This is a genomic window from Rhodococcus sp. ARP2, assembly GCF_001029585.1.
GTDB classification, from domain to species: domain Bacteria; phylum Actinomycetota; class Actinomycetes; order Mycobacteriales; family Mycobacteriaceae; genus Rhodococcus_F; species Rhodococcus_F erythropolis.
In genome coordinates, this window is the sequence record NZ_LEKE01000056.1 from 108,306 (window position 1) to 130,439 (window position 22,134).

General features: G+C 65.0%; 16 protein-coding genes and 1 pseudogene. 5 read left to right on the forward strand and 12 right to left on the reverse strand.

All coding sequences use genetic code 11. The features are described 5' to 3' along the window. Positions 1 to 403 precede the first annotated feature (403 nt). The 5 genes from ABX74_RS15055 to ABX74_RS15075 form a co-directional block, all read right to left on the reverse strand. On the reverse strand, positions 404 to 1,849 hold the full coding sequence (locus ABX74_RS15055) for an aldehyde dehydrogenase (protein WP_003945530.1): 1,446 nt from the start codon (positions 1,847 to 1,849) through the stop codon (positions 404 to 406). A 4-nt stretch (positions 1,850 to 1,853) separates the two neighbouring features. Beyond that, on the reverse strand, positions 1,854 to 3,023 hold the full coding sequence (locus tag ABX74_RS15060) for a hypothetical protein (protein ID WP_047889136.1): 1,170 nt from the start codon (positions 3,021 to 3,023) through the stop codon (positions 1,854 to 1,856). Position 3,024: 1 nt separating this feature from the next. Continuing rightward, on the reverse strand, positions 3,025 to 4,212 hold the full coding sequence (locus tag ABX74_RS15065; RefSeq protein ID WP_029537623.1) for a phosphotransferase family protein: 1,188 nt from the start codon (positions 4,210 to 4,212) through the stop codon (positions 3,025 to 3,027). 139 nt (positions 4,213 to 4,351) lie between these two features. Continuing rightward, positions 4,352 to 5,239: an ROK family protein gene (locus ABX74_RS15070; RefSeq protein WP_021343053.1), complete on the reverse strand. Its 888-nt coding sequence runs from the start codon at positions 5,237 to 5,239 to the stop codon at positions 4,352 to 4,354. A 4-nt stretch (positions 5,240 to 5,243) separates the two neighbouring features. After that, positions 5,244 to 6,014, reverse strand: coding sequence for a class I SAM-dependent methyltransferase (locus tag ABX74_RS15075; protein ID WP_003945692.1), 771 nt, complete (start codon positions 6,012 to 6,014; stop codon positions 5,244 to 5,246). 173 nt (positions 6,015 to 6,187) lie between these two features. On the opposite strand from ABX74_RS15075, the gene ABX74_RS15080 reads away from it, so the two are divergent. Then, complete coding sequence (locus ABX74_RS15080) at positions 6,188 to 7,402, forward strand: glycosyltransferase family 4 protein (RefSeq protein ID WP_019747129.1); 1,215 nt, start codon at positions 6,188 to 6,190, stop codon at positions 7,400 to 7,402. On the opposite strand, the gene ABX74_RS15085 is transcribed toward ABX74_RS15080, so the two are convergent. Further along, on the reverse strand, positions 7,349 to 9,088 hold the full coding sequence (locus ABX74_RS15085) for a hypothetical protein (RefSeq protein ID WP_047889137.1): 1,740 nt from the start codon (positions 9,086 to 9,088) through the stop codon (positions 7,349 to 7,351). The genes ABX74_RS15080 and ABX74_RS15085 overlap by 54 nt on opposite strands. A gap of 33 nt (positions 9,089 to 9,121) precedes the next feature. On the opposite strand from ABX74_RS15085, the gene ABX74_RS15090 reads away from it, so the two are divergent. Then, positions 9,122 to 10,348 carry a lipopolysaccharide biosynthesis protein gene (locus ABX74_RS15090; RefSeq protein ID WP_031331334.1) on the forward strand — a complete coding sequence of 409 codons (1,227 nt, stop codon included), beginning with the start codon at positions 9,122 to 9,124 and terminating at the stop codon, positions 10,346 to 10,348. Here the strand turns inward: ABX74_RS15090 and ABX74_RS15095 are convergent. Together ABX74_RS15095 and ABX74_RS15100 are read right to left on the reverse strand one after the other, a co-directional pair. Then, positions 10,329 to 11,285: an ABC transporter substrate-binding protein gene (locus ABX74_RS15095; RefSeq protein WP_047889138.1), complete on the reverse strand. Its 957-nt coding sequence runs from the start codon at positions 11,283 to 11,285 to the stop codon at positions 10,329 to 10,331. The two genes, ABX74_RS15090 and ABX74_RS15095, sit on opposite strands and share 20 nt — an antisense overlap. Positions 11,286 to 11,454: 169 nt before the next feature. Continuing rightward, on the reverse strand, positions 11,455 to 12,588 hold the full coding sequence (locus tag ABX74_RS15100; RefSeq protein ID WP_019747133.1) for a DUF3068 domain-containing protein: 1,134 nt from the start codon (positions 12,586 to 12,588) through the stop codon (positions 11,455 to 11,457). 216 nt (positions 12,589 to 12,804) lie between these two features. On the opposite strand from ABX74_RS15100, the pseudogene ABX74_RS29920 reads away from it, so the two are divergent. Continuing rightward, positions 12,805 to 13,854: pseudogene (locus ABX74_RS29920) on the forward strand (acyltransferase family protein); the annotation flags it as partial. A 23-nt stretch (positions 13,855 to 13,877) separates the two neighbouring features. On the opposite strand, the gene ABX74_RS30840 reads toward ABX74_RS29920, so the two are convergent. From ABX74_RS30840 to ABX74_RS15115, 4 genes are all read right to left on the reverse strand, one after another. Beyond that, positions 13,878 to 18,212, reverse strand: a complete 4,335-nt coding sequence (locus tag ABX74_RS30840) for an alpha-(1->3)-arabinofuranosyltransferase (RefSeq protein WP_047889139.1) — start codon at positions 18,210 to 18,212, stop codon at positions 13,878 to 13,880. A gap of 43 nt (positions 18,213 to 18,255) precedes the next feature. After that, a complete protein-coding gene (locus tag ABX74_RS29925) occupies positions 18,256 to 18,429 on the reverse strand; it encodes a DUF2613 domain-containing protein (RefSeq protein ID WP_003945488.1) in 174 nt (57 codons plus the stop codon). Positions 18,430 to 18,558: 129 nt separating this feature from the next. Further along, positions 18,559 to 19,647, reverse strand: a complete 1,089-nt coding sequence (locus ABX74_RS15110; protein WP_047889140.1) for an isochorismate synthase MenF — start codon at positions 19,645 to 19,647, stop codon at positions 18,559 to 18,561. Positions 19,648 to 19,692: 45 nt separating this feature from the next. Continuing rightward, positions 19,693 to 20,160 (reverse strand): universal stress protein, encoded by a 468-nt coding sequence (locus tag ABX74_RS15115; RefSeq protein ID WP_003945900.1) that lies wholly within the window; start codon positions 20,158 to 20,160, stop codon positions 19,693 to 19,695. A gap of 101 nt (positions 20,161 to 20,261) precedes the next feature. Between ABX74_RS15115 and ABX74_RS15120 the strand changes: the two genes are divergently transcribed. Together ABX74_RS15120 and ABX74_RS15125 are read left to right on the forward strand one after the other, a co-directional pair. Then, positions 20,262 to 21,440 (forward strand): glycoside hydrolase family 3 N-terminal domain-containing protein, encoded by a 1,179-nt coding sequence (locus ABX74_RS15120; protein ID WP_019747138.1) that lies wholly within the window; start codon positions 20,262 to 20,264, stop codon positions 21,438 to 21,440. A 72-nt stretch (positions 21,441 to 21,512) separates the two neighbouring features. After that, positions 21,513 to 22,112, forward strand: a complete 600-nt coding sequence (locus tag ABX74_RS15125) for a TetR/AcrR family transcriptional regulator (RefSeq protein ID WP_003945885.1) — start codon at positions 21,513 to 21,515, stop codon at positions 22,110 to 22,112. The last annotated feature ends 22 nt before the right edge of the window (positions 22,113 to 22,134 follow it).

The window sequence follows — 22,134 nt, forward strand, 5'->3', positions numbered from 1 at the left end:
CTGGAACGGGATTCTGCGCGTCGCGAGTATGAGCAGATGGAGGATGCGCTTCGTCGGGAGCGTGGACTGGCCTGAATGGTGCCTCGATTACGTTTGAAGCCCGCCGATTGACCAATCGGCGGGCTTCAAACATTCATGTCTCAGGAACCGAAGGGAAGGGTTCCCGGCGGGATCTGGTATCCACTGCTGCCGACGGAGGCGCTGCCCCAGAGTGCGAGGAAAGCGTTGATGGCGTTGGTGAGCATATGAATGTCCTTTGTGAGATGACTGATTCGTTTTCGACGGTACCGGGTGGATCTGTGGATTCGCTGGGAGTTGGCACCCATTTCATGGGGCTGGCACCCGTTCCGGCAGGTCGGAACGGGTGCCAACTGTCAGCAAAGGGTGCCAACTCCCGGGTGGGTCAGCCCACGTAGCCGGGCGGCATGAGTACGGACTTGGTCTCGCAGAAGGCTTCGAGGCCCTCAGGTCCGTTCTCGCGCCCGATACCGGAGTTCTTGTAACCACCGAACGGTGATCCGGGATCGAAGGCGTACCAGTTGATCGCGTAGGTACCCGTGCGGATCTGCGCGGCAACTTCGAGTCCGTGATCGATGTCGGTGGTCCAGACTGATCCGGCGAGGCCGTAATCCGAATCGTTGGCGATCTTGATTGCCTCGTCCTCGGAGTCGTACGGGATCACCGAGAGGACGGGTCCGAAGATCTCCTCGCGTGCGATGGTCATCGAGTTGTCCACGTCGGCGAAGATCGTCGGCTCGACGTACCAGCCCTTGTCCAGGCCGGCGGGACGTCCACCACCGAGTACGACGCGCGCGCCCTCTTCCTTGCCCTTGGCGATGTAGCCCTCGACGCGCTCGCGCTGCTTCTCGGAGATCAGCGGGCCGAGTTGTGCTGCGGGATCGGACGGATCGCCGACGGTCATGAAGCCTGCCGCGGTCTTCATTCCCTCGATGACCTCGTCGTAACGCGAACGGGGAGCGAGGATTCGGGTCTGAGCGACACAGGCCTGGCCGGTGTTCATCAGGCCGGACATGACGAGCATCGGCATTCCGGCGGCGATGTCGGCGTCCTCGAGGATGATCGCGGCGGACTTGCCACCCAGTTCGAGGGAGCAGCGCTTGAGGTTCTGCGCGGCGATGGCACCGATCTTGCGGCCGACGGCGCTGGATCCGGTGAACGTGATCTTGTCGATGCCCGCATGAGAGACCAGGTATTCGCCGGTCTCGGCTCCGCCGGGGAGCACGGAGATGACGCCTTCGGGAACACCTGCCTCGGTGAAGATCTCGGCGATCACGTGGACGGAGAGAGGGGATTCGGGTGCGGGCTTGAGCAGTACGGTGCAGCCGGCGAGCAGTGCGGGGGCCAGCTTGTTGATCGCCAGGAACAGCGGGACGTTCCAGGCCAGCACGGCGGCGACGACGCCGACGGGCTCACGGGTCACCTTGGTCTGCCCGAATGCGCCGGTGCGCTTCTCTTCCCACGCGAACTTGTCGGCCAGCTCGGCGTAGTAGCCCAGCGTCGCCATTGACGGGGTCTGCTGCATCATGCCGACCATGGCGGGCGGCTGGCCCATCTCGTTGGAGATGAGCTGGTTGATTTCCGCGCTGCGCTCTTCGATCAGCTTGGCGGCCTTGGCGAGGATCGCGCCGCGCTCGGCGGGGGTGGTGCGTGACCACGGTCCCTCGAACGCCGCGCGGGCTGCGGACACGGCCGCGTCGATGTCTGCCGGTGCTGCGATGGGACAGCTGCCGACGCGCTCCTCCGTTGCGGGAGAGAACACTTCGAGTACCTGGTCGGTGGCCGGGGCCACCCATGCTCCACCGATGTAGAGCTTGTCGTAGTCAGTCATCAATTCATTCCTCGGTGTTGTCGGTCGCCGCGAGGGCATACGCGTCGTCTGCCTGTGCGGTGTCGGTGAAACTGGTGAATCCGTATTTCTCGTGCGGTCCGATGGCGGCTACCTCGAAAAGACCGGTGCCGGTGTTGGTGTTCGTGCCTTCGGTGAGCGTGAAGGACGCGAGGTTGTCGACGGGGGAGAACATGCGTTGGAACGGTTCGATCTCGTGGACCTTGTGGCGGAGCCCTTGTACGACGAGTTCGCCCTGCCACATTCCGTGACGCCAGTCCTGTTCGAGCCCGTAGCCGGTGCCGATTCCGATGTAGTTGGCCAGCAACAGTTCGCAGGTGACGGTGAGGACTTCACCGCCTGGCCGGTGGAAGGTGATGGTCGCTCCGGTGACGTCGCGGGTGTCGGGGCAGAACGTCAGCTCGTGTTCGGGTCGGCCGAGCCATTCGTTGTCCCTGGCTTCGTCCGGCCACACTCGCATGGCTTCTTCGACGATGCGCCTGCCCTGCTCGTCTTCCTGCATGATCACCGAGATCGTGAACTCGTCGAACTGCATGACCGCGTAGATCCAGAAGAAGTTCTGGATTCCGTCGACGGCGCGTCTGCCTTGCGGTTCGGCTTCACCGACCGGACGCACACCCCACGAGCGGTCGCGATTACCTCGCCACGTCTTCGGGTCGATCGCGAAGTCCTCCCCGTCGACGGTGAGCGATCCGGTCCACGTGCCGGTCTGCAGGAAGCGTGAGGTGTCGAACGTGACTCGTTCGAGTTGACGGCGAAAGTGCTTGGGCTCGAGCGCCGCGGGGATGGTGGCATCGAAGGTGATGTCGAAGGAGAGATCGTATTCGCTGCCCGGTTCGAGTACGACGCGGAGCTTCTGCAGCCCTTCGAGCACTTCGATGCGCAGAGGTCCGACGGTGGTGTCGGTACGGTCGGCACCCAGCGCCTTCGACATGCGAGCAACGATGTGGTCGTCACCGCGGCGAAGGACAGCGAATGCGTCCATGACGCCGAGGTTGGGATACTGGCCGAGTCCGACGATGAGGAACACGTCGGGGGATTCGGTGGGGTAGCAATTGAAGTAGTAGCGGTCGTAGAAGTTTCGATCCGAGGTGGCTACGTGACGGATCGGTTCGGCGATCTGGTGAACGGGATAGTCGTCCATCGGTGAGAGCATGTCAGGCCAACCTCTCCCAGTAGGTACCGTCGAGCATCGCGGCGAGCGAAGCGCGGTGCATGATCATGTCGTCGGGGTCTTCGGGTCGCTGCGACTGGCCGAAAGCTATGGCGCGGGCCTGGATTCGCCACATGATGACCGCCTGACGCAGTGCGGCGTAGGTAACGTAGAACTCCAGATCGTGTGGGGTGTGGCCGGTGATCTCGGCGTAGGTCTGCGCGAGATCCGGCAGTCGAAGGAAGTCGGGAAGACCGGGTAGGTTCGCCAGTCCGGCTATGTCCTCGAAGAACCTGTGCAGGAATGCCATCCAGCCCAGATCCATCTCTCGCGGGCCGAGAGTTGCCATTTCCCAGTCGAGTACGGCTACCGGCGCGAAGTCCTGGTACATGACGTTGCCGATGCGCGAGTCGCCCCAACAGAGCACCGCCGGAGAATCGTCCGCGGGATTGTTCTCCTCGATCCAGTCGAGGGCACGTTCGATGAGCGGTGATCTGATGCCGTCGGAGACCACCCACTCGTAGTACGCGCGCTGCTCGGCGATGTGCGCCGTGAATGCGTCTCGTGCAGTCGTTCCCGAATTCGGGAGTCGGAGGAAGTCGAAACGCTCGCACGGCTTGTCGATGGCGTGCAATTGAGCCAGGACGTCGACCGAGTTCTGTTGGAGGGTTTTTCGCTGCTCGGGGGACGCTTCGGTGACCCACGATCCGAAGTTGTACGGCATGACGTCTGGCGGCACGTCGCCGGAGATTCGTTCCATCACGAAGAACGGCGCACCCAACGCGTCCGGGTCGGATTCTGACCAGTACACCGCGGGTACGGGCACCGCCGAGTGCTCGCGCACCTGAGCCATGGTGCGGAACTGGGATTCGAGGTCGTAGGTCGGAAACACCGGCATGGTCGATTCCGTCGGTGCCACCCGAGCGACCAAGGGATGATGATCGCCGTCCCAGGTGGCGTCGAAGAGGATGGTTTCGCTGGACATGCCGTTGGCTGCGGGCAAGGTGACGTCGGCGACGGTCACAGTGGATCCGCTCGGCACCTTGCCGGCCATCCACCGTTCCAGGCGCTCACGGAGGTCTTCGGTGTCGCGGAGGGAATCGCTCGGTCGGGCGACCTGGGCGTGATGCTCGGTTTCATCGGTCGAAGAAGCAGTCGAGGCAACGTCAGATGAGGAAGCGTCTGGGCTCACGGTCACCTCCTTCCCGTAGGCGTCACGTGCAATGCCCGTAACGGTGTGAGTCAGAACACTAAAACACGTTACAGAAATTGGGAACAGGTGGTACCCGTTTAGGGGGACTCCCTGCGGATTTATCGGGGAAGAACGCGTGTCAGATAACGGCGGTGAGCGCGAGCAAGCCCGCACCGGTCAGAGTTCCGGCGCCACCCAGCTCGGCGGGAACGATCCGGAGCCCGGCGATGAACGACAAACGGGCATGTCGGGCAGCCGCGTCGAGCATCGGTTCCCACAGCGGTGCACCCGACTGGGCGAAACCGCCGCCGATCACCGCGAGGTCCACGTCCAGGAGGGCAGCCGCCGAGGCGATGGCACCACCGAGCGCCGTCCCTGCGCGGTGAAGCGCGTCCACGGCGATCGCGTCGCCGCTGCGTGCACCCTCGGCTAGTTCACGGCCGGTGTTTCCCGACCAGCCCTGGCTACGAGCCCATCGCACCGCGGACGGTCCACTGGCCACCGTCTCGAGGCAGCCGACGCCCCCGCAGCTGCACGGTTCGGAAGATCCTGGAGCGACGAGGTGGCCGATGTGACCGGCGTTCCCCGTGCGACCCCGAGCAATCTCACCGCCGAGGACGATTCCTCCGCCGATTCCCGTCGAGACGACCAGGCTCAGGAGGTTCGGGGTTCCGCGTCCGGCGCCGTGGTGGAACTCCGCCAATGCCGCTGCGGCTCCGTCCATGGCGAGGGCAGTTCCGGCATCGGGAAAGACGCTGCGGACGCCCGCTACGAGCTCGAATCCCTGTGCCCACTCGGTGATGTTGATGGGGGCCACGACGCCGGCGACGGTGTCCACCGGCCCGGCGCAAGCGATGCCCACACCGTCGACGTCGCGGCCGTCTGCGACTCGTTCGAGCAGCGCCGCACACGCTCCCCACGGGTCGGTCTGCGGCGTCGGCACACTGTCGAACACGGGAACGCGGCCGTCCTCGGACACGACGCCGGCCGCCATCTTGGTGCCACCGATATCGAGTGCGAGGCGCATGTCGCTATCGCTTTTCGAGAACCACGACGAGGTTGCTCACCAGGAACTCCCGAAGACCGGGGACTCGGACCATCCACCACGCCCACGACGGGTGGTAGCGCGGGATCGCGGCGAGCAACGTGCCCTGGCTGGTTCCACGGGCCCAGCGTAGGCCGTCGGTGGCGCCGACTTTGAACAACGACACCCCGAATCTGTTCTTCGGTTCGCGTCCGGTCTTGCGGAGGTACCGCTTGGCTGCGTACTCGCCCCCCAGCGCGTGCCACGGTCCGGTTTCGTGGCCGCCGAACGGACCCCACCACAGGGTGTACGAGAGAACCATCAAGCCGCCGGGCTTGGTCACGCGCAGCATTTCCTCGGCCATCAGCCACGGCTCGCTGACGTGTTCGGCCACGTTGGAGGAGAAGCAGATGTCCACGGACGAGTCCAGGAACGGCAGTGCCAAACCGGATCCACGCACCGCGCCGCCCACGGTCAGACCCGCGGCGTGCATCTCCGACGGATCGGGTTCGACGGGAATGTAGCGGGCACCTGCGGCTTGAAAGACCTCCGCGAAATAGCCCGGACCACCGCCGACGTCGAGGACAGTGAGACCGTCGAGGGATCGTCCGGTGTGACCTTCGTGCAGGTCCGAGATCAATTCGACGGAGTCGCGCGCGAGCGCGCCGTAGAAGATGTCGGGCGCGGACTGCTCGTGGCGGAAGTCGCTGAGCAGGCCGAACGAGCGTTTCAGGGTTGCCCGTCGGCCGAAAATGCGGGTCACTGCGGGCTTGGTCACGGGTAGCAACTTTAGCCACTGGGTCGCACGGTCCACGAACACCGTCAGGAGCGCGGCAATACGGACGCTCGAACAGTTAGGGTGTTCGGCAGGGTTACCGGCCGGTCAGGCGGGGCATCCCGCAGGATCGCCCGAACCGGGGTGGCCACCGACCAACTCAGGGAGTAACGCACGTGCGCGAGGTTCTGTTGCTCTGCTGGCGCGATACCGGGCATCCCCAGGGCGGTGGAAGCGAGCGTTACCTCGAGCAGGTCGGATCCCAGTTGGCCGAGCGCGGTATCAAGGTGACGCTGCGGACGGCGTCGTATCCCGGGGCGCCCGCGTCGGAGGTTCGAGACGGCATCACGATCAGCCGGGCCGGTGGACGTTTCAGCGTGTACCCCCGCGCTCTGGCCGCCATTGCCGCCGGACGTCTGGGTTTCGGATCGCTCAAGGGCATTCGCCCCGACGCGGTGATCGACACCCAGAACGGCATCCCCTTCTTCTCGAAGACCGTGGCGGGTGCGCCGGTCACGCTTCTGGTCCATCACTGCCATCGTGAACAATGGCCGGTGGCAGGCAAGCTCGTCGGCCGGATCGGCTGGTGGGTCGAATCGCGATTGTCACCGCGCACCCATCGACGTAGTCAGTATCTGACGGTGTCGCTTCCTTCGGCCGAAGAATTGGTGGACCTCGGTGTCGAGCGCGAACGAATTGCCGTGGTGCGCAACGGTGCCGATCGGCTCCCCGTCGGCGTCGACGCGGGTGGATCGATCACCAGGGCCGAGCGTCCCACCATCTCGGTTCTCTCACGACTGGTGCCGCACAAGCAGATCGAGGACGCACTCGAGGCCGTCGCAGCCCTGCGTCCGACGCTTCCGGACATCCATCTCGACGTCATCGGTGGTGGTTGGTGGGAGCAGAACCTGCGAGATCGCGCCGCCGAGTTGGGAATCGGTGACGCCGTCTCGTTCTACGGTCACGTCGACGAGGCTCGTAAACATGAACTCCTTGCGCAGTCGTGGATTCACCTCATGCCTTCGCGGAAGGAAGGGTGGGGCCTGGCGGTCATCGAGGCTGCGCAGCACGGTGTTCCGACGATCGGTTACCGCAGTTCCAAGGGCTTGACCGATTCGATCGTCGACGGAGTGACCGGGCTGTTGGTCGGCGGTGAGCACGCAGGCGACGGCGACATCGCTGATCTGACGCAGGCGGCAGGCACCCTGCTCCGCGACCACGAACTCCGCACGGTGCTCGGTGAGAAAGCTCGGGTGTGGTCGGGCGAGTTCTCCTGGGAGCAGACCGGCACCGGAGTGCTCGAGGTGCTGACCGCGCACAAGGACGGTCGGTGGGTCTCAGGACTGGCCGCGCCTCGCGAGTCGAATTCGGTTCTGGTTCAGTCCGACTGAGATCAGCGCGATCACGCCCATCAGTATCCAGGCGAGATGCGCAGCGATGACGGCAGTTCGGGCGCCGGTCGAGGCTTCGTGCGCGGCAACATCTCCCGGTACCCGGTAGAGCTCGAGATCGTTGTCGGCAAAGACCTGTTCCAACCCGTCGAGTGTCGCTGCCGCCTTGCCGAGCTGGCCTGGTGTCTCACGCTCGATCAGTACCCATCCGACTCCGAGATCGGCCAACTGCGTAGGACTCCCGCCGGCAAGCAGCAGATCCTCGACCTGGGTGGCCCGGGTTCCTTCACCGCCGACAGCACCACCGGCAACCACCAGTTGGCCGGTCTGCAGCACGTCGAGGGGTAGGAAGCGTGGTGCTGGATCGAGTACCGGCGCATCACCGCTGTAGGGGAAGGCACGGAACATACCAGCGGGAAGCACTGCAACGTCACCGGTTTCGTCTCGTAGTTGCTCGGCCACCACGGTCCAGGACCCGGGATAGTGCACGGGCTTCAACGCGCCGCCGACACCCCACACCAGATCCGGTAGCGCCACGATCGTCACCACGACGGCGGCGATCGAGAATGTCGGGCGGGGAAGGGAGAACCGATTGCCCGCCCACATCACCGCGGCGGCGGCAGCGAGTGCGTAGAACGGTACGGCCAGCGCGACCCACTTCTGGGCGTCACGCAGTAGACCGGCGCCGGTGAACACCTCGACCGACCATCGGCCGACCTCGAGCCCCCACGGAGTAGCGCCCAGGGTCGGAGCGAGCACCGCGAACAGGGCCAGCGCGCCGAGTCCACTGACAACGGGGTTCCGGCGTCGGCGCCATAGAGCGGGCACACCGGCAAACACCACGACAAGCAGAAGAACTGTTCCGACCAACGCGAAGAGTGTTGTGCGCGTGGAAGGTACCGCTGCCGAGTTCCAGATACCGCCGAGCCCGGCGAGGCTGCCGAGCGTCGCGAGTCCCGGTTCTGCTCGGGCGGCAAAGGCGGCGACTCCCGCTGGATCGGAACCGTCGCCTGCTGCTCCGGATACGAAGGTGGCGACCAACCACGGCGAGGCGGCGACGAGGAACAGCCCGATAGCGCCGCAGACACGCCGCATGTCCGAGGTTCGGCCTCCGGGGGTGGCAACCACCACCAGCGCGGCCGTCAGAGCGAGCAGAGCGCCGGTAGGTGTCAGGCCCGCGAATGCCAGTGACGCGGCCAACGCCCACCAGGACCCGGGCGTGGCTCGGCGAACTCCGATTCCGGCACACACGATCCACGGCAGTGCGGCATAACCGGTCAGCAGGCTCCAATGTCCTTGCAACAGGCGCTCGGCCACGTAGGGGTTCCAGAGCATCACCGTCGACGCGACCAGTTGTGGACCGAGACCGGCCGTCGGCAGCAGGACGGCGACCATGCGCGCCGCACCCCAACCGGCGAGCCAGAGCGCCACGAGCAGGATGAACTTGACCACCAGTCCGCCGTCGATCACGGTGCTCAACGCTGCGATCAGCGCGTCCTGGGGAACGGCGCGGGCTGCGGCGTCGGTGAGTCCGAGGGCGGAGTCGGTCAAGTACGAGCGCGGCGTGCTGACGGCGTCGCGCAGCAGGAGGTAGCCGGGGCCGAGCAGCGGTCCGAGGATCAACAGTGCCAGCGCCAGGCTGTACGCCGCAGGCAGGTAACGGCGGTATCCGGCTTGCACTGTCATGACGCGCACGATACGTGGTGCATCATTACTGCCATGCCTCGCCAACCACTCGATCGCGCCGCCGCGGCCGGGGTCGGCATGGTTTTGGTGGGATCGATGACGGCCAATGTCGCGTCGTACCTGTTGGCATGGTTGGCCAGCCGATGGTTGGGTCCGGTCGGCTACGGCGAGTTCGCGAGTCTGCTTGCCGCCCAGTTGGTACTTGCGGTTCCGGCTTTGGCGTTGCAGACGGTGGTCGCCCGCGAGGCGGTGCGTGGCAAGAGCACAGATGCGTTGCGGTCGTTGGGGTATCGATGCACCGCGATCGTCGCCGTCCTCGCGGTTGCGCTCGCTCCGGCGATGGCGTGGCTGCTCGACACCGGAATCGTGGCGTCGTTCTCGGCATTGGTGACCGCGCCCATGTTGGTTCTACTGGCAACGGAGCAGGGGTTGTTGCAGGGTCACGGTCGATTCGGCACTCTCAGCGCCGTGCTGGCCGGAGCCGGGGTGATGAAAGTCCTTCCGGCAGTAATCGTTCTGGCTTTCGGCGGCGGGGCAGGCGCGGCATTGGTCGCGGGCGCGGCCGGAACTGCGTTGCTGGTGGCGATAGTCCGAGTGGTCGACCGAACCGTCTCGGTGAGCGAGGACCGTGCGGTGCGGATCGGCGTCGTCTCCGTGCTCGCGGCGTCACAGGTCCAGCTCGCGCTGATCGCGTTGTCTTCGCTGGACCTGCTGATCGTCCGCGTCGTCCTCAGCGAGTACGACGCCGGTGTCTACGCACTCGGCGCCGTCGCGACGAAGGTGGCGTTCTGGCTGCCACAGGCAGTGGGCGTCGTGCTGTACCCGAAGATGGCGAATCCGGCGCACTCGGCGCAAGCGGTTCGCTCGGCGTTGGCGGTGCTCGTCGGTATCGGCGCCGTGTTGGTTCTGGGGGCGGCGGTTGCCGGCCCGCTGGTGCCGATGCTCGTGGGCGACGCGTACGCCGCCGTGGCTCCGATGCTGTGGGCCTTCGCCCTGCACGGTGCAGCGCTGGCGGTACTCCAGGGTGCTTTGCTGTCCGCAATCGCGTCAGAACGCACGCGAGTGGCCCTTCTGGCGTGGGCAGGACTGGTTGTGGAGGCGACGGTCATGCTGGTGTGGGCGAAGACGCCGGGAGAGTTGATCGGCGTCGCCGTGGTGGTGGCGTCGACGACGGCCTTGGCGGTGTCCGTCGCCGCAGTGCGAAGTGCCGACCGCGCCCGGCCGGCACCTCACAGCGACGTCAGTTCTCCAGACGCGTGAACAAATCGTCGAAGTAGTCGAGCGTACGCATCGCGGTGTAGACGGATCCGTAGTTGATGTTCCCACCCGTGTAGACGACGTTGTCGCCTTGTACTGCGCGGATACGGTTCCACATCGCGCGGTCGTCGGTGACGGGATCCACGCCGGGCGCGGTGGTGACGATCATTCCGTCGGCCGAGTCGAGGGAAGTCACCAGGTTTTCGGTGGAGATCTCCTTCTGTCCCTCGACGGGCCACTGGAGTTGGACGCCGAGGTCTTCGGCCACCTGCGTGGAGATGCCCTTGCGGTTGACGCCGTTGACCTTCTGATTCACGTAGTTCAGCAGCACGATCTGCTTGCTCGCCAAACTCCGGGCGTGGCGTTCCTTCAATCCGGCTGCCTTGTCCTCGTACGCTCCGATGACCTGACGGACTCCGGGGTTCTCGGTGCGATTCAGCCAACTCGCCAACTGATCGATGTTCTCGCGCCACGGACGGGTGAAGTCCATCGGAAGCACAGGCGCTGTCTGGCTCAACTGCTGCAGCGGCCACATGTCGGAGGCCTCACCGATGTCGGTGCAGATGATCAGGTCCGGTTCCAGCGCGAGAATTGCCTCGACGTTGACCGGTGCCTCGAACACCTGCGCCGTGGGATCGGCTGGAACCCACGGCTCGGCGGCGTCGAAGCTGTACGCGATGACCGGCAGGCCCATCGCAACGGCTGGTTCGAGGTCGAGTCGGGAGTCGATGGCGACGACGCGCTTCGGTGTCACCGGAATGTCGTAGGTTCCGAGCGAGGTCGTGACCGTGCGCATCCCGGACGCATCGCCCTCGGTACCGGCGGACCTTGCGCAACCGGCGGCGAACAGCCCGGAGAATGCAGCACTGCCGACAACAAATCTCCGACGTGTCAGATCGCTGACACAGATGTGCGAACCCAGAACTGTTGATGCGGGCATGTGGCTCCTCGTGTTCGGGGTGGTCTGGACTTCCAGAAAACGCTAAGCCCGCGACCACGCGGAGGGAACGACCCGTTGCGCCAATCCGTACGCCGATCCGGCAACAAAGTCCCGAAATGCAGCAGAGCGCCCCTTCCGTGTGGAAGGGGCGCTCTGCTTACTGCCTGAATCAGTCCTTGCGCAGATCCGGACGCGGGATCACCTGAGTGTCGTCCGAGGTCCAGTCGTGCTCACCCGGAGCCGGCTCGGGCGAACCCTGGCCGCTGGGATTCTGGTTCGTTCCGCCGTGTGCAGCGCGGGCCGGAGTTCCGCCCTTGCCGCCGCGAAGGCCGAGGAAGATACCGGCGATCAGCGCGATGACTCCGAGGACACCTGCCACGATCGGGACGGTGCGGCCGAACAGCGAGAGCTTGTCCATGCCGTCACGCGCCTGCTGGACCTGGTACTCGATGGTCGCCTCGTCGAAGGGCAGCGTGACCTTGAGAACCTCGACGTCGACGGCATCCTTGTTGCGGCCGTAGTACTGGTGCAACTGCTCCTGGCCCTTGACGACGACACCGGTCTTGGGCTCGACCCACAGATCACGGACGTTGGTGTACCAACGCGTCATCGTGATCGGGGTTGCGCCGCCGGGAACGCCCCAGGTGTCAGCGGGAAGGCTCAGCTTGTTGGTGGGGGAGTTGACGACCTTCGACAGGTCGACGGGATCGATCGTCTGCTGGAAGTGGTACACCTTCAGACCGTTGATCTCGGTCTCTTCGACGAAGTCGATGTCCTTCGTGGCGCGAGCGTTCAAGTCGAAGTAGGGGTAGCTCTTCTGTTCCGTGTTGAACGGGAACTTGTACTGCAGACCGTCGCGGGAAACTTCTTCGGCGGGCTGGTCGCTGGACGTCTGGACGGTTCCGACCGGATCGTTGGTCGGCATCGAGCTGACGCGATCGAGCGTGACGCGGTCCAGGGTTGCGGTCAGCAGTCCGGTATCGCCCTGCTTGTCGGTACGACGGACCGTCTGGCCGGCTTCGACGGTGATGATGTCGGCATCGGACGGGTCCTGCGTGGTGACGTAGCGCTGAGCGACGATCGGCACGTTGGTGTCGACCTGTGCCTTTCCGCCGAGGAGGGCCGCCGAGTTGAGGACGCTACCGGTGCCTGTGGCGACGGTGGTCACCTCGAGGTCGAGTGGCGTCTTCTCCAGCTTGCCTACCGTGTAGGTAGGAATGAGGATGGCGATGGCCAAAAGGAAGGCACCGAGGCCCACCAGAATGCAAGGAAGTATCCGGCTCGGCCCTGAGCGTTCCGCCATGCTGTGACTCCTAACCCGTTAAGTCTTTCGAGGTTCCCCAACCGGCACAATATGAGCTGCGCAGATCGCATGGGGCCCCCGATGGACACCATGTGTGGCAGAACACTAACAGTCCACCGGCCCGGTTTGTCGCATGAGGGCATGAATTGGCCAGGCATTTTGTTGTGAGTCCCTGGTGGTTTCCCTCAATCGGCCTGGGGTGCACACTTATCCGTGATGATCAGTTCCACGAATTCCTCTCAGACGGTCCCGCCACAGGCTCGGGGCTTCGTTCCGGCTTTGGACGGTATGCGTGGATTGGCCGCGCTCGGCGTCCTCGTCACCCATGTCGCGTTCCAGACCGGTGAAGCGCAGTCCGGTGCGATCGGGCGCGCGTTCGGTCGACTCGATCTCGCCGTAGCGGTGTTCTTTGCCTTGTCCGGATTTCTGCTGTGGCGCCCCCACGCGGCAAAGGCTCGCGGAATCGGGCAGCCGCAGTCGACCGTCCGGTACTGGATCTCCCGCGCGACGCGCATTCTGCCGGCGTACTGGGTGGCAGTGGTCCTGATCCTGCTGTTCCTGCCCGGTGCCGGCGGGGGCTACCAAGTGTGGTTGGCGAATCTCGGGTTGGCGCAGGTCTTCGTGCCGTTGACACTCACCGAGGGCCTCACGCAGATGTGGAGCCTGTCGGTCGAGGTGGCGTTCTATGTTCTGCTGCCGCTTTTCGCGTATCTGATGGTCCGACTACGAGGAAACTCGGTCCGGTTCCGGCTGCCGCTTCTGCTCGGGGTGTCGGTCTTGGCCTTGACGTGGGCATTCATTCCGATTCCGACACCAGACGCTATCCACCACGACAACTGGTTGCCGGGCTACCTGCCGTGGTTCGGCGCCGGCATGGTGCTGGCCGAGCTGGCAGTGGGCCCGTCGACATGGGTGCACCGCCTCGCGCACCGTCGGGTACTCCTGACCCTGATTGCCTTTATCGCCTTCGTTCTTTCGTGCACCGATCTGGCCGGGCCCGAAGGTCTGGTGCGGCCTGAGCCGTGGCAGTACGCGATCAAGATTGCACTCGGTGCGATCATCAGCTTCTCGTTGATCGCGCCACTGGTTCTGCGCGATCAATCGCAGCATCTTTTCCTGGCCAGTCCTTTGGCGCTGGCAATAGGACGCTGGTCCTACGGCCTGTTCATCTGGCACCTGGCTGTACTGAACGCTGTGTTCCCCGTATTCGGCATAGTTCCGTTCTCGGGCAGCTTCTTCTACGTCCTGGCCCTCACGGTCGTCCTGAGCGTCGCTGTGGCCTCGGCCAGTTACGCCTTGGTAGAGGAACCGGCGCGCGTCGCGGTCACGCGGTGGGAGAAGCGCCGCCACATCGGTGAACCGGCAAAGGGCAACGCGGCCAACCCGGTCACGACCAAGGCCACCAACATCGAGAACTGAATCGCGAACGAGTCGCCCACATAGCCGCCCGGCGCCCGCCACGGTCCGGTCGAGAGCAGCGTGATGCCGATCATCGCGGCCACGCCGGCGGTGCCGACGAGAATGCGTGCGGTCCGAGCCGGGCCGAAGATTCGCAGCGCGGCAAGTCCGAGGATCGAGCACACAACTGCGATCGCCGCTCCCACTCCGCCGCCGATGACGGTGGCCGCCGCGAGCACGCCCACCCATCCTGCCGCGACGCTGCGCCACGGTCGGGGTGGTGTGAGGGGCTTGGACTCTCGGCGAGTGGGGACAAGAGCCGCGAACAACAGCGGGATCAGCAACACGAGCCCGCCGAAGATGCCGAGGCGGTACCAACGGTCGCTGGGGAAGTCGATGGTGACGGTTCCCGCGGTGCCTGCCGGCACGATCCAGCCCTGCTGCCAACCGTTCACGACCACCGGCGTCAGCTCGGAACCGTCCGGCGCCGTGGCGATCCAACCGATGCTGGTGCTCTCGGGATTGACGATCAGCTGATCGGCGGACGAGCTCGTGACGGTGAGTTCGCGGTGATTCGCCGTCCACGCGGTCGATTCGAGCGGTGTATTCCGTTGCGCGGCTGAAGGACCGACCGCCGTCAGATCGAGATTGTCGACCGAGAATGCGGGGCCTGGTTCGACGACCACTTCAGGCTGTCCCGCCGGCAAAGTCGCCGAAGCGTCCAGACCGCACACACGTGCCTCGACGGGTGCGCCGGTCCGAAGTTGCGTCGCCGTCGCCGTGATCGAGGTGGGGAATTGCTGTCCGGCAACCGAAATGGTCGGGCCGTCGCCACAGGTGACGGTGACGGTGCGGTTGTCGAATGATTCTGCGCCCTGCACTCCGGAACCGGCGATCGGGGTTCCGTCGGCACCGACGACGCCGACCTCGGCGAGGCCGGTGGGCTGCGCCTGGGCGAAGCCGAGCGCCGTCCGATCGAGGACCGGTTCCCAAGCGGTGATGCTCAGGACGATCTTGTCGGTGACGAAGGGGGCGAGGGTAACTCGACTGGTTCGAGGCGTGTCGTCCGAGGGTTCGGGCAGCTCTCGCACCTGCGGCCCGTTGCCGAGATTCACCGCGACACTGGTCGGCAGCGACGGCAGAGTGCCAAGTCCCCGGGTGATGTCCAGGCCGGTGACCAGGGTGGGCTCGGGAAGATTGAGAGTCAGCGTCGGTTTCGGGCCGCCCGGTTCTGTGGTGCTCTGCGGCGCCGACCACGTGGTGCGTGCGTCGCCGTCGGTGGCAGCGAAGGCAGATCCGCGTGTGTCGCCGATGTCGCTCGAACCCGAAGCCGTGATTCGGCCGGGGACGGAAAGCAGATCTTCGAGGGCGTTGCCCTGACGCGCTCGGACAGTCAGTGTCGGTGCAACGACTGTGTTTTCGGGCACCGTGAGCGTGCGCTGGAAGCGGCTCGGCTCTTCGGGTATCGCCATGAATGCATTGCTGCACCGCACGCGGTCCGTCGAGTCGGCGCAGGCGTTGCGGCCGGGGAACTCCTGGCTCAGGTTCCACGCGTTCACAGATGCGCCCGTCGGCGTGCTCGGCAGGACTGTGTCGAAACGGATCGGTACGGTCTTCGGCGCGCTGCGATCGGAGAAGTCTTCGACGGAGAGTTCGCTGATGCCGAACTGTGTTCCAGGAGATCCGTTTTCGGTGTGAGTCGCTGTGACGCGTACCCACGGCGTGTTGCCGCCCGGGATCGAGACGGTGATGGGCTCACCGGGACGCTCCACCTTCACCGCCGTGCTGCCGTTCGGTGTCGAGACCTCGAGCCATTTGACGGGAGCTCCGATTGCCGCGGCACTGGTGGTCAGATGAAGCAACCCACTGGAAATCGGTGTGTCGAAGTCGATCTGCAACCACTGGCCCAGTGCGCGCTCGATGCCGTTGCTGAACCAGCCGGTGGCCGGATCGCCGTCGACCGTCGACGCGGGACTGCTCGACGGTGAAGTGCCGCCCAGCTGGGTGGCGTCGGAGGCGGCGCTGGAAACGGTGATCGAAGCTCCGCTCCAACGGCCTTCCACGAGAGGCGTGTTCGCAACCGGGTAGTCGGGCACCAGATTGTAGGTACGACGAGCGTCGTCGGGGGTGCGCAGGGCGGAACTGTGGTTGTCGACCTGACCGAAATCGGTTTCTCGATCGCGCGGTGTGTCGGTGACGGTGACAGAATCGACGGGCAGTCCCGCAGCTTCGGCGTCGGCGGCGAGAATCATCGGCCCGGTCCCCGGAACCAGCCCGCTTTCGTGAAGTCGTACAGACGATTCCGGCCCACCTTGTACACGCGGAACCTGGTTCAGGTCGACGGAGTACGGGCCACTGACCGCCGGGGTGCCGTCGGGCGGGGTGACCTCGAAGATTTCGATGGCCGGGTAACCGGGACGCAGATCGTTGTCCGCGACCAGCCCTTCGATCTGTTCGGGGCTGTCGTCTTCACCGAAGTGGGCGACTCGCTCGATCCCCGGCGAGCCTTCGACCGCCTGGTGCACGAGTATCGGCCTGGCCGATCGCGACGTTTCGCCGTCGAGGTCGTTGCGCATCACCAGGTAGTGGATGCCCTGCCCAAGCAAGGTCTGTGCGAGGCCGTCCGACGGACGTCCGTCGGCGATGAGACGTTGCACGGAATCGAGCGCTCGGATTGCGCCGGGAGGGGTCAGCGGGACCGAGTCACGCACCGCCCACGGCGTACTCGCCAAAGCCTGAAGCGGTTCGTCACGCGTCAGACCCCAGACTTGGCTGCCGAAGGGCGCTCCCGGGACGACGAGGGCACGTTCGGCTTCCGACCCGGGGGAGGTGTTGTCCTCGAGCCACTGCGCTGCTTCGTTCCAGTACGAGGGAACGTCCGGATACGCACCGCGAGGAGCGAGCTTTCCCGTCCAGGCCAAGGCGGTGGAGAGGGTGAGGGCAACGAGGATCAGGCTGGTCAGTGCGACCATCGGTTCGCGCTCGGGATGGGCGAACGCGCGGCGCCATCGGGCGAGTGGAACCGATCCCGGTAGTGGCACTTTGGCCAGCAGGTGTGCGAGTCCGAGCACCAGCGGCAGACGGACCAACGGCTCGAGCTTGTGGACGTTGCGCAGCGGCGCGCCCGCCGAGTCGAGGAACAGGCGTACCGACTCCGACACCGGTGAGCTGAGTTCACCAACGTATCCCGCGGCCAGGCCGGTGATCCCGACGAACAGGATGAGCGTCAGCCGGCCGCGAGCAGGCATGGACCGCATGCAGAGCCCGGCGAGGCCGGCGGCGGCAACCAGACCTGTGGCGACAACTGCTGCGGGCTGGGTGACCAGGACGGCGCCGGCAATGCGTTCGGGGGAGACGAACGGGGTCCAACTGTCCGTGCCGCGAAGTATCTCGGCCAGCGACGCCCACTGCGTGGTGACACCGGCGGACTCGATGTAGTCGAGGAACGGTGGGCTGATCTTGCCGAGCAGAAGCAGCGGCACGATCCACCAGAGTGTGCCGAGAGCGACGAACAGCGCCCACCACGCGGTGAACGTCAGCCATGTTCGGTTGGGTTTGTGCGAGAGCCACCAGATGATCGCGACCAGGCAGGCCGCGGCAGTGGCGACGGCATTGATCGAACCCATGAGCGCGACGGCAAGCGCGGATTGTGCGGCTAACCGCCTCAACCCCCGTGAGTGGTTAGGGAGTCCAGGGACTCCTTTTCCACGCACAGGGCCGAAGGCCAAAATCACCGGCAACAACACCCACGGCGCCAACATCATCGGCAGGGTTTCCGAGGAAATCGAACCGAGCGTGGTCAGCACGCGGGGAGAAAGAACAAAGGCAACCGCTGCGATGACGCGCGAACTACGGCTGCCGATACCGAGAGCCTCGGCAACTCGGATGATGCCCCAGAAACCCGCGATCAGGAGCAGCGCCCACCAGATGCGCTGGGTGATCCACGGCGGAACGTTCGCCAACTCTCCGAGCGCGAAGAACGGCCCGTGCGGAAAGAAATATCCGTAGGCCTGGTTCTGAACCTGGCCGAGCGGGGCCTGACTACTCCACTGATGCGACGCGCGTTCGAGAAAACCGAACGGATTCTGCGTCAGGTCGTACTTGGTGTCAGCGGTGATCAGACCCGGCGATTGCAGAAAAGTGAGAAGAAACGCTACGACGGAGGCGCCGAACAGCCACCGCTTCGACAGGGGCTCTGCCGACGGGGCGGTGTCTACCGAAGACACCGCTGCGTCGGCGGAAGAACGGGAACTCGCGAGGCCTGCGCTCTCAGCGGCTGCCGTACTCAACCTGGTTCAGCACGGAAGAATCTGCGTTTCCGCTGCGGTCGATCTCGGGACGAGTGTTGTCCGACGCGGCGGCCGTGACACCGAAGATGACGCCGGCACCCAGAACGGCACCGATGACAGCGCTGGCCACACCGGGGACAAGGAACTTCGTCATCGCGGATCTCCCAATTGGTCGTTAGTCGGTCGTTCGCGGTCGGACGGACTTACCGGCCCGTACGAACTGCTCGGGTCAAGGTATCACCTGCACTCGAGAATCCGGACGATTACCCTCGTGACGTGCTGGTCAGTCGAGGGTTTCGGCACCGAGCGCGGTCAACAGAGTGCGCAGTTTCGTAGATGTCTCGTCGAGTTCGTCCTGCGGATCCGATTCGGCGACAATTCCACCACCCGCGCTGGCCCAGGCGTTGCGGCCGTCTGCACTGATCTCGGCGCAGCGGATGGCAACCACCCAATCGCCGTCACCGGCCTCGTCGCACCATCCCACGGCGCCGCCGTAGAAACGGCGAGGCTCCTCGGTCTCGCGGATGACTTTCAGCGCCGCGTCGGTGGGTGTTCCGCACAGCGCGGGCGTCGGATGCAGAGCGATGGCGAGGTCGAGCGCAGTGGTGTCGTTTCGCAGCGTGCCGCGGATCGGGCTGGCCAAGTGCCAGACCTCGTGAGTATTGGTCAGTTCGGGAGTTGCCGGCACCGACAGATCGCTGCACATCGGTTGCAGGACCTCGCGGATCCACGCCGTCACGAAGGCGTGCTCGGCCAGATTCTTCGTCGAATGCAGAAGGCTTTCGCCTGCCTTGCGGTCTTGATCGGCGTGGGCGGATCGCTTGGTGGTGCCGGCCAACGGGCGACATGTCACGACGCGCCCGCGTCGACTGACCAATACTTCGGGCGTCGCGCCGACCAGGCTGTGGCCCTCGAATTCGGCTCCCGCAGCAGAGAGGTCGACGGCAAAGGTGTTGGCGACGGGATTGAGCGCCGCCATGCGTGCGGCGAGCGCGGTCGGGGAGATCGGGGTCTGCGTCCGAAGTTCCACAGTGCGAGCCGCGACAACCTTGTCGATCTCGCCGCTGCGGAGGCGTCCGATCAACTTTTCCACCCGACGAAGATGCTCCGACGACGACGGGATCTCCCGGTCAACCCGGGTCGTGGGCAGGGCCTGGGGATCGCGCGGTTGCCACGGCCGCGACGTGATCGTCGCCTCGGCAGGTTCGTACAACGCCGTTGCGGCAGCCGGGTCGAAGGGGAGCGCTCCGACGATCAGCTTTGTCGTACCTGCCGACAGAGCGTGGGTGGCCGCGTCGGAGCTGTCGAAGCTGCGTCGTACGCCGCGGGTGACCACGCTGTGATCGGGGCGCGAGAGAACAAAACCGTCCATGGTGGCTTCGACACTAGTCGGCCACGGATCAGGAATGCGCGAAGGTCACTTCCCCGGAGGGACGATCAACACCGGCCGATGACTGTGACGCAGAACATGATCCGCGACGCTGCTCTGCAGTAGCGACCGCAAACCCGTAGTGCCACGGGTGCCGGTCACGATGATGTCGACGTCCAATTCGTCTGCGGTTTCGCAGATTGCAGACCAGATCGCGGATCGGCACTCGGCGCTTCTGCCTTCGACGGTCAGGCCTGCGGCCTCGGCCAGTGCGACGCCCTCGGCGAGGGTGACTTTGGCGTCGGTGTACGCGATGTCCTCGACGTCGTCGTCGGGAACCCACTCCGGTTGCATCACCCCGGACAGGCCGGACATGCGAGCGGCCTGGCGAACCATCGGCTCCCAGGCAGTGACGAGAACAGCACGATTGGCGGAGAGGAAACGCCCCGCATAGTCGACTGCACGCTTGGCGTTGTCGGAACCGTCGTACGCGATGAGCATCAGACCTTGTGGCATCACGACCTCCTCGTCAGCGGGGGAATCGGTTCTCTTCCAGGCTACCGTCCCGATGTGCCCGTGAGGGAGTGTATGGGTACCGGGTCCGTTACGGTCGAGGTATGCGGATCAAGTTTCTGAAGGCTGCGACGACCATTGCTTTATGCGGAGGGTTGGTTGCGGGATGCTCGGGCGAGAACGGGACCGCCGATCCGGTTTCGAGCGCCCCGACCAGCACCACCTCCGAGATCACGTCGACGCCTGCGGCATCCAGCTCCGCGCCCGTCGCCGCGTCGTGCGGTAGTGACCTTCTGGCTTCACTGTCTCTGCGTCAGAAACTTGCCCAGCTGCTCAACGTCGGCGTCACCGGGACCGACGACGCGTTGTCGATAGTGCAGAACGAGGAGATCGGCGGCATCTTCGTCGGAAGTTGGACCGATCAGTCGATGCTCACCAATCGCGAAGTGCCGCAGGTTGCTTCGGCGTCGAAGTTGCCGTTGATGGTGACGATCGACGAAGAAGGTGGACGAGTTTCCCGCGTCGCGGACATCCTCGGGCCCGATCCGTCGGCCAGGGAAACGGCGCAGACCATGACAGTGGAACAGACGTACCAGATGGCACTCGAGCGTGGACGTGGGTTGAAGGATCTCGGGATCACCGTCAACTACGCCCCCGACGTCGACGTCAGCAGCCAACCCGACGACTCCGTGATCGGGGACCGCTCGTACTCCGACGACCCCCAGACCGTGGTTGCCTACGCCGGTGCGTACGCGCAGGGTATGCGCGATGCCGGAATCTTCCCGGTGATCAAGCACTTTCCCGGGCATGGCAGCGCGTCGGGTGACTCGCACCGGGGTGAGGTGACAACGCCGCCCTTGCAGGATCTGATCGCGTCGGACCTGATTCCCTTCCGGGAGCTGTCGGGAACCGGAGTCGGCGTCATGATGGGTCACCTCGAGGTTCCCGGTCTGACCGAGCCCGGTACCCCTGCCAGCATCAGCCCCGCCGCCGTCGCGTTGCTTCGCGACGGAGTGGGTTACGGCGCAGCGCCGTTCACCGGCCCGGTATTCACCGACGACCTCAGCGGAATGCAGGCGATCACCGACCGATACGATATTGCCGACGCGGTTCAGGCTGCGCTGGTGGCTGGAGTCGATCAGGCATTGTGGCTGACAACCGACGACGTTCCGCGGGTGCTCGACCATCTCGAGCAGGCCGTCGCGTCCGGTGAGCTTCCGCAGGCGCGGGTCGATCAGGCCGTGGTCACAGTTGCCACTGCCAAAGGTGCCGTGACCTGCTGAGTCGAAGTCAGGATTCGACGCACAATCTTACCGTAGAGTAAGATCGACATTTACCCTGTGGTTGGAGGAAGCATGGCCGGCGGTACCAAGCGACTGCCACGCGCAGTGCGTGAGCAGCAGATGCTCGACGCGGCTGTGGACGTGTTCTCCGACAGGGGGTTTCACGAAACTTCGATGGACACCATCGCAGCCAAAGCCGAGATCTCGAAGCCGATGCTGTACCTGTACTACGGCTCGAAGGAAGAGCTGTTCGCGGCGTGCATTCATCGTGAAGGGCTCCGCTTCCTCGAAGCGCTCGCCCCGGCCGGCGCGCCGAACCTGACTCCGCGTGAACAATTGCGAGCCGCTCTCGAGGGCTTCCTCGGGTTCGTGGGTGCAAACCGCAAGTCGTGGATGGTGCTCTACCGTCAGGCCGTCGGGCAGCAGGCTTTTGCGGGCACCGTGCAGTCCAGCCGCGATCGGTTGATCGAGTTGACTGCGCATCTGCTCGAGTCCAGCACCAAGGATCCTGATGCCGCGCACGATTACGGGATCATCGCCATCGCGCTCGTCGGCGCCGGTGAGGCGGTAGCCGACCGGGTCGCGGGTGGGGAAATCGAAGTGGATGCCGCAGCGGATCTACTCGAATCCCTCGCGTGGCGCGGTCTGTCGGGCAAGAAGAAGTCCGAATAGCCCCCAAACCAATCTGAGCGAA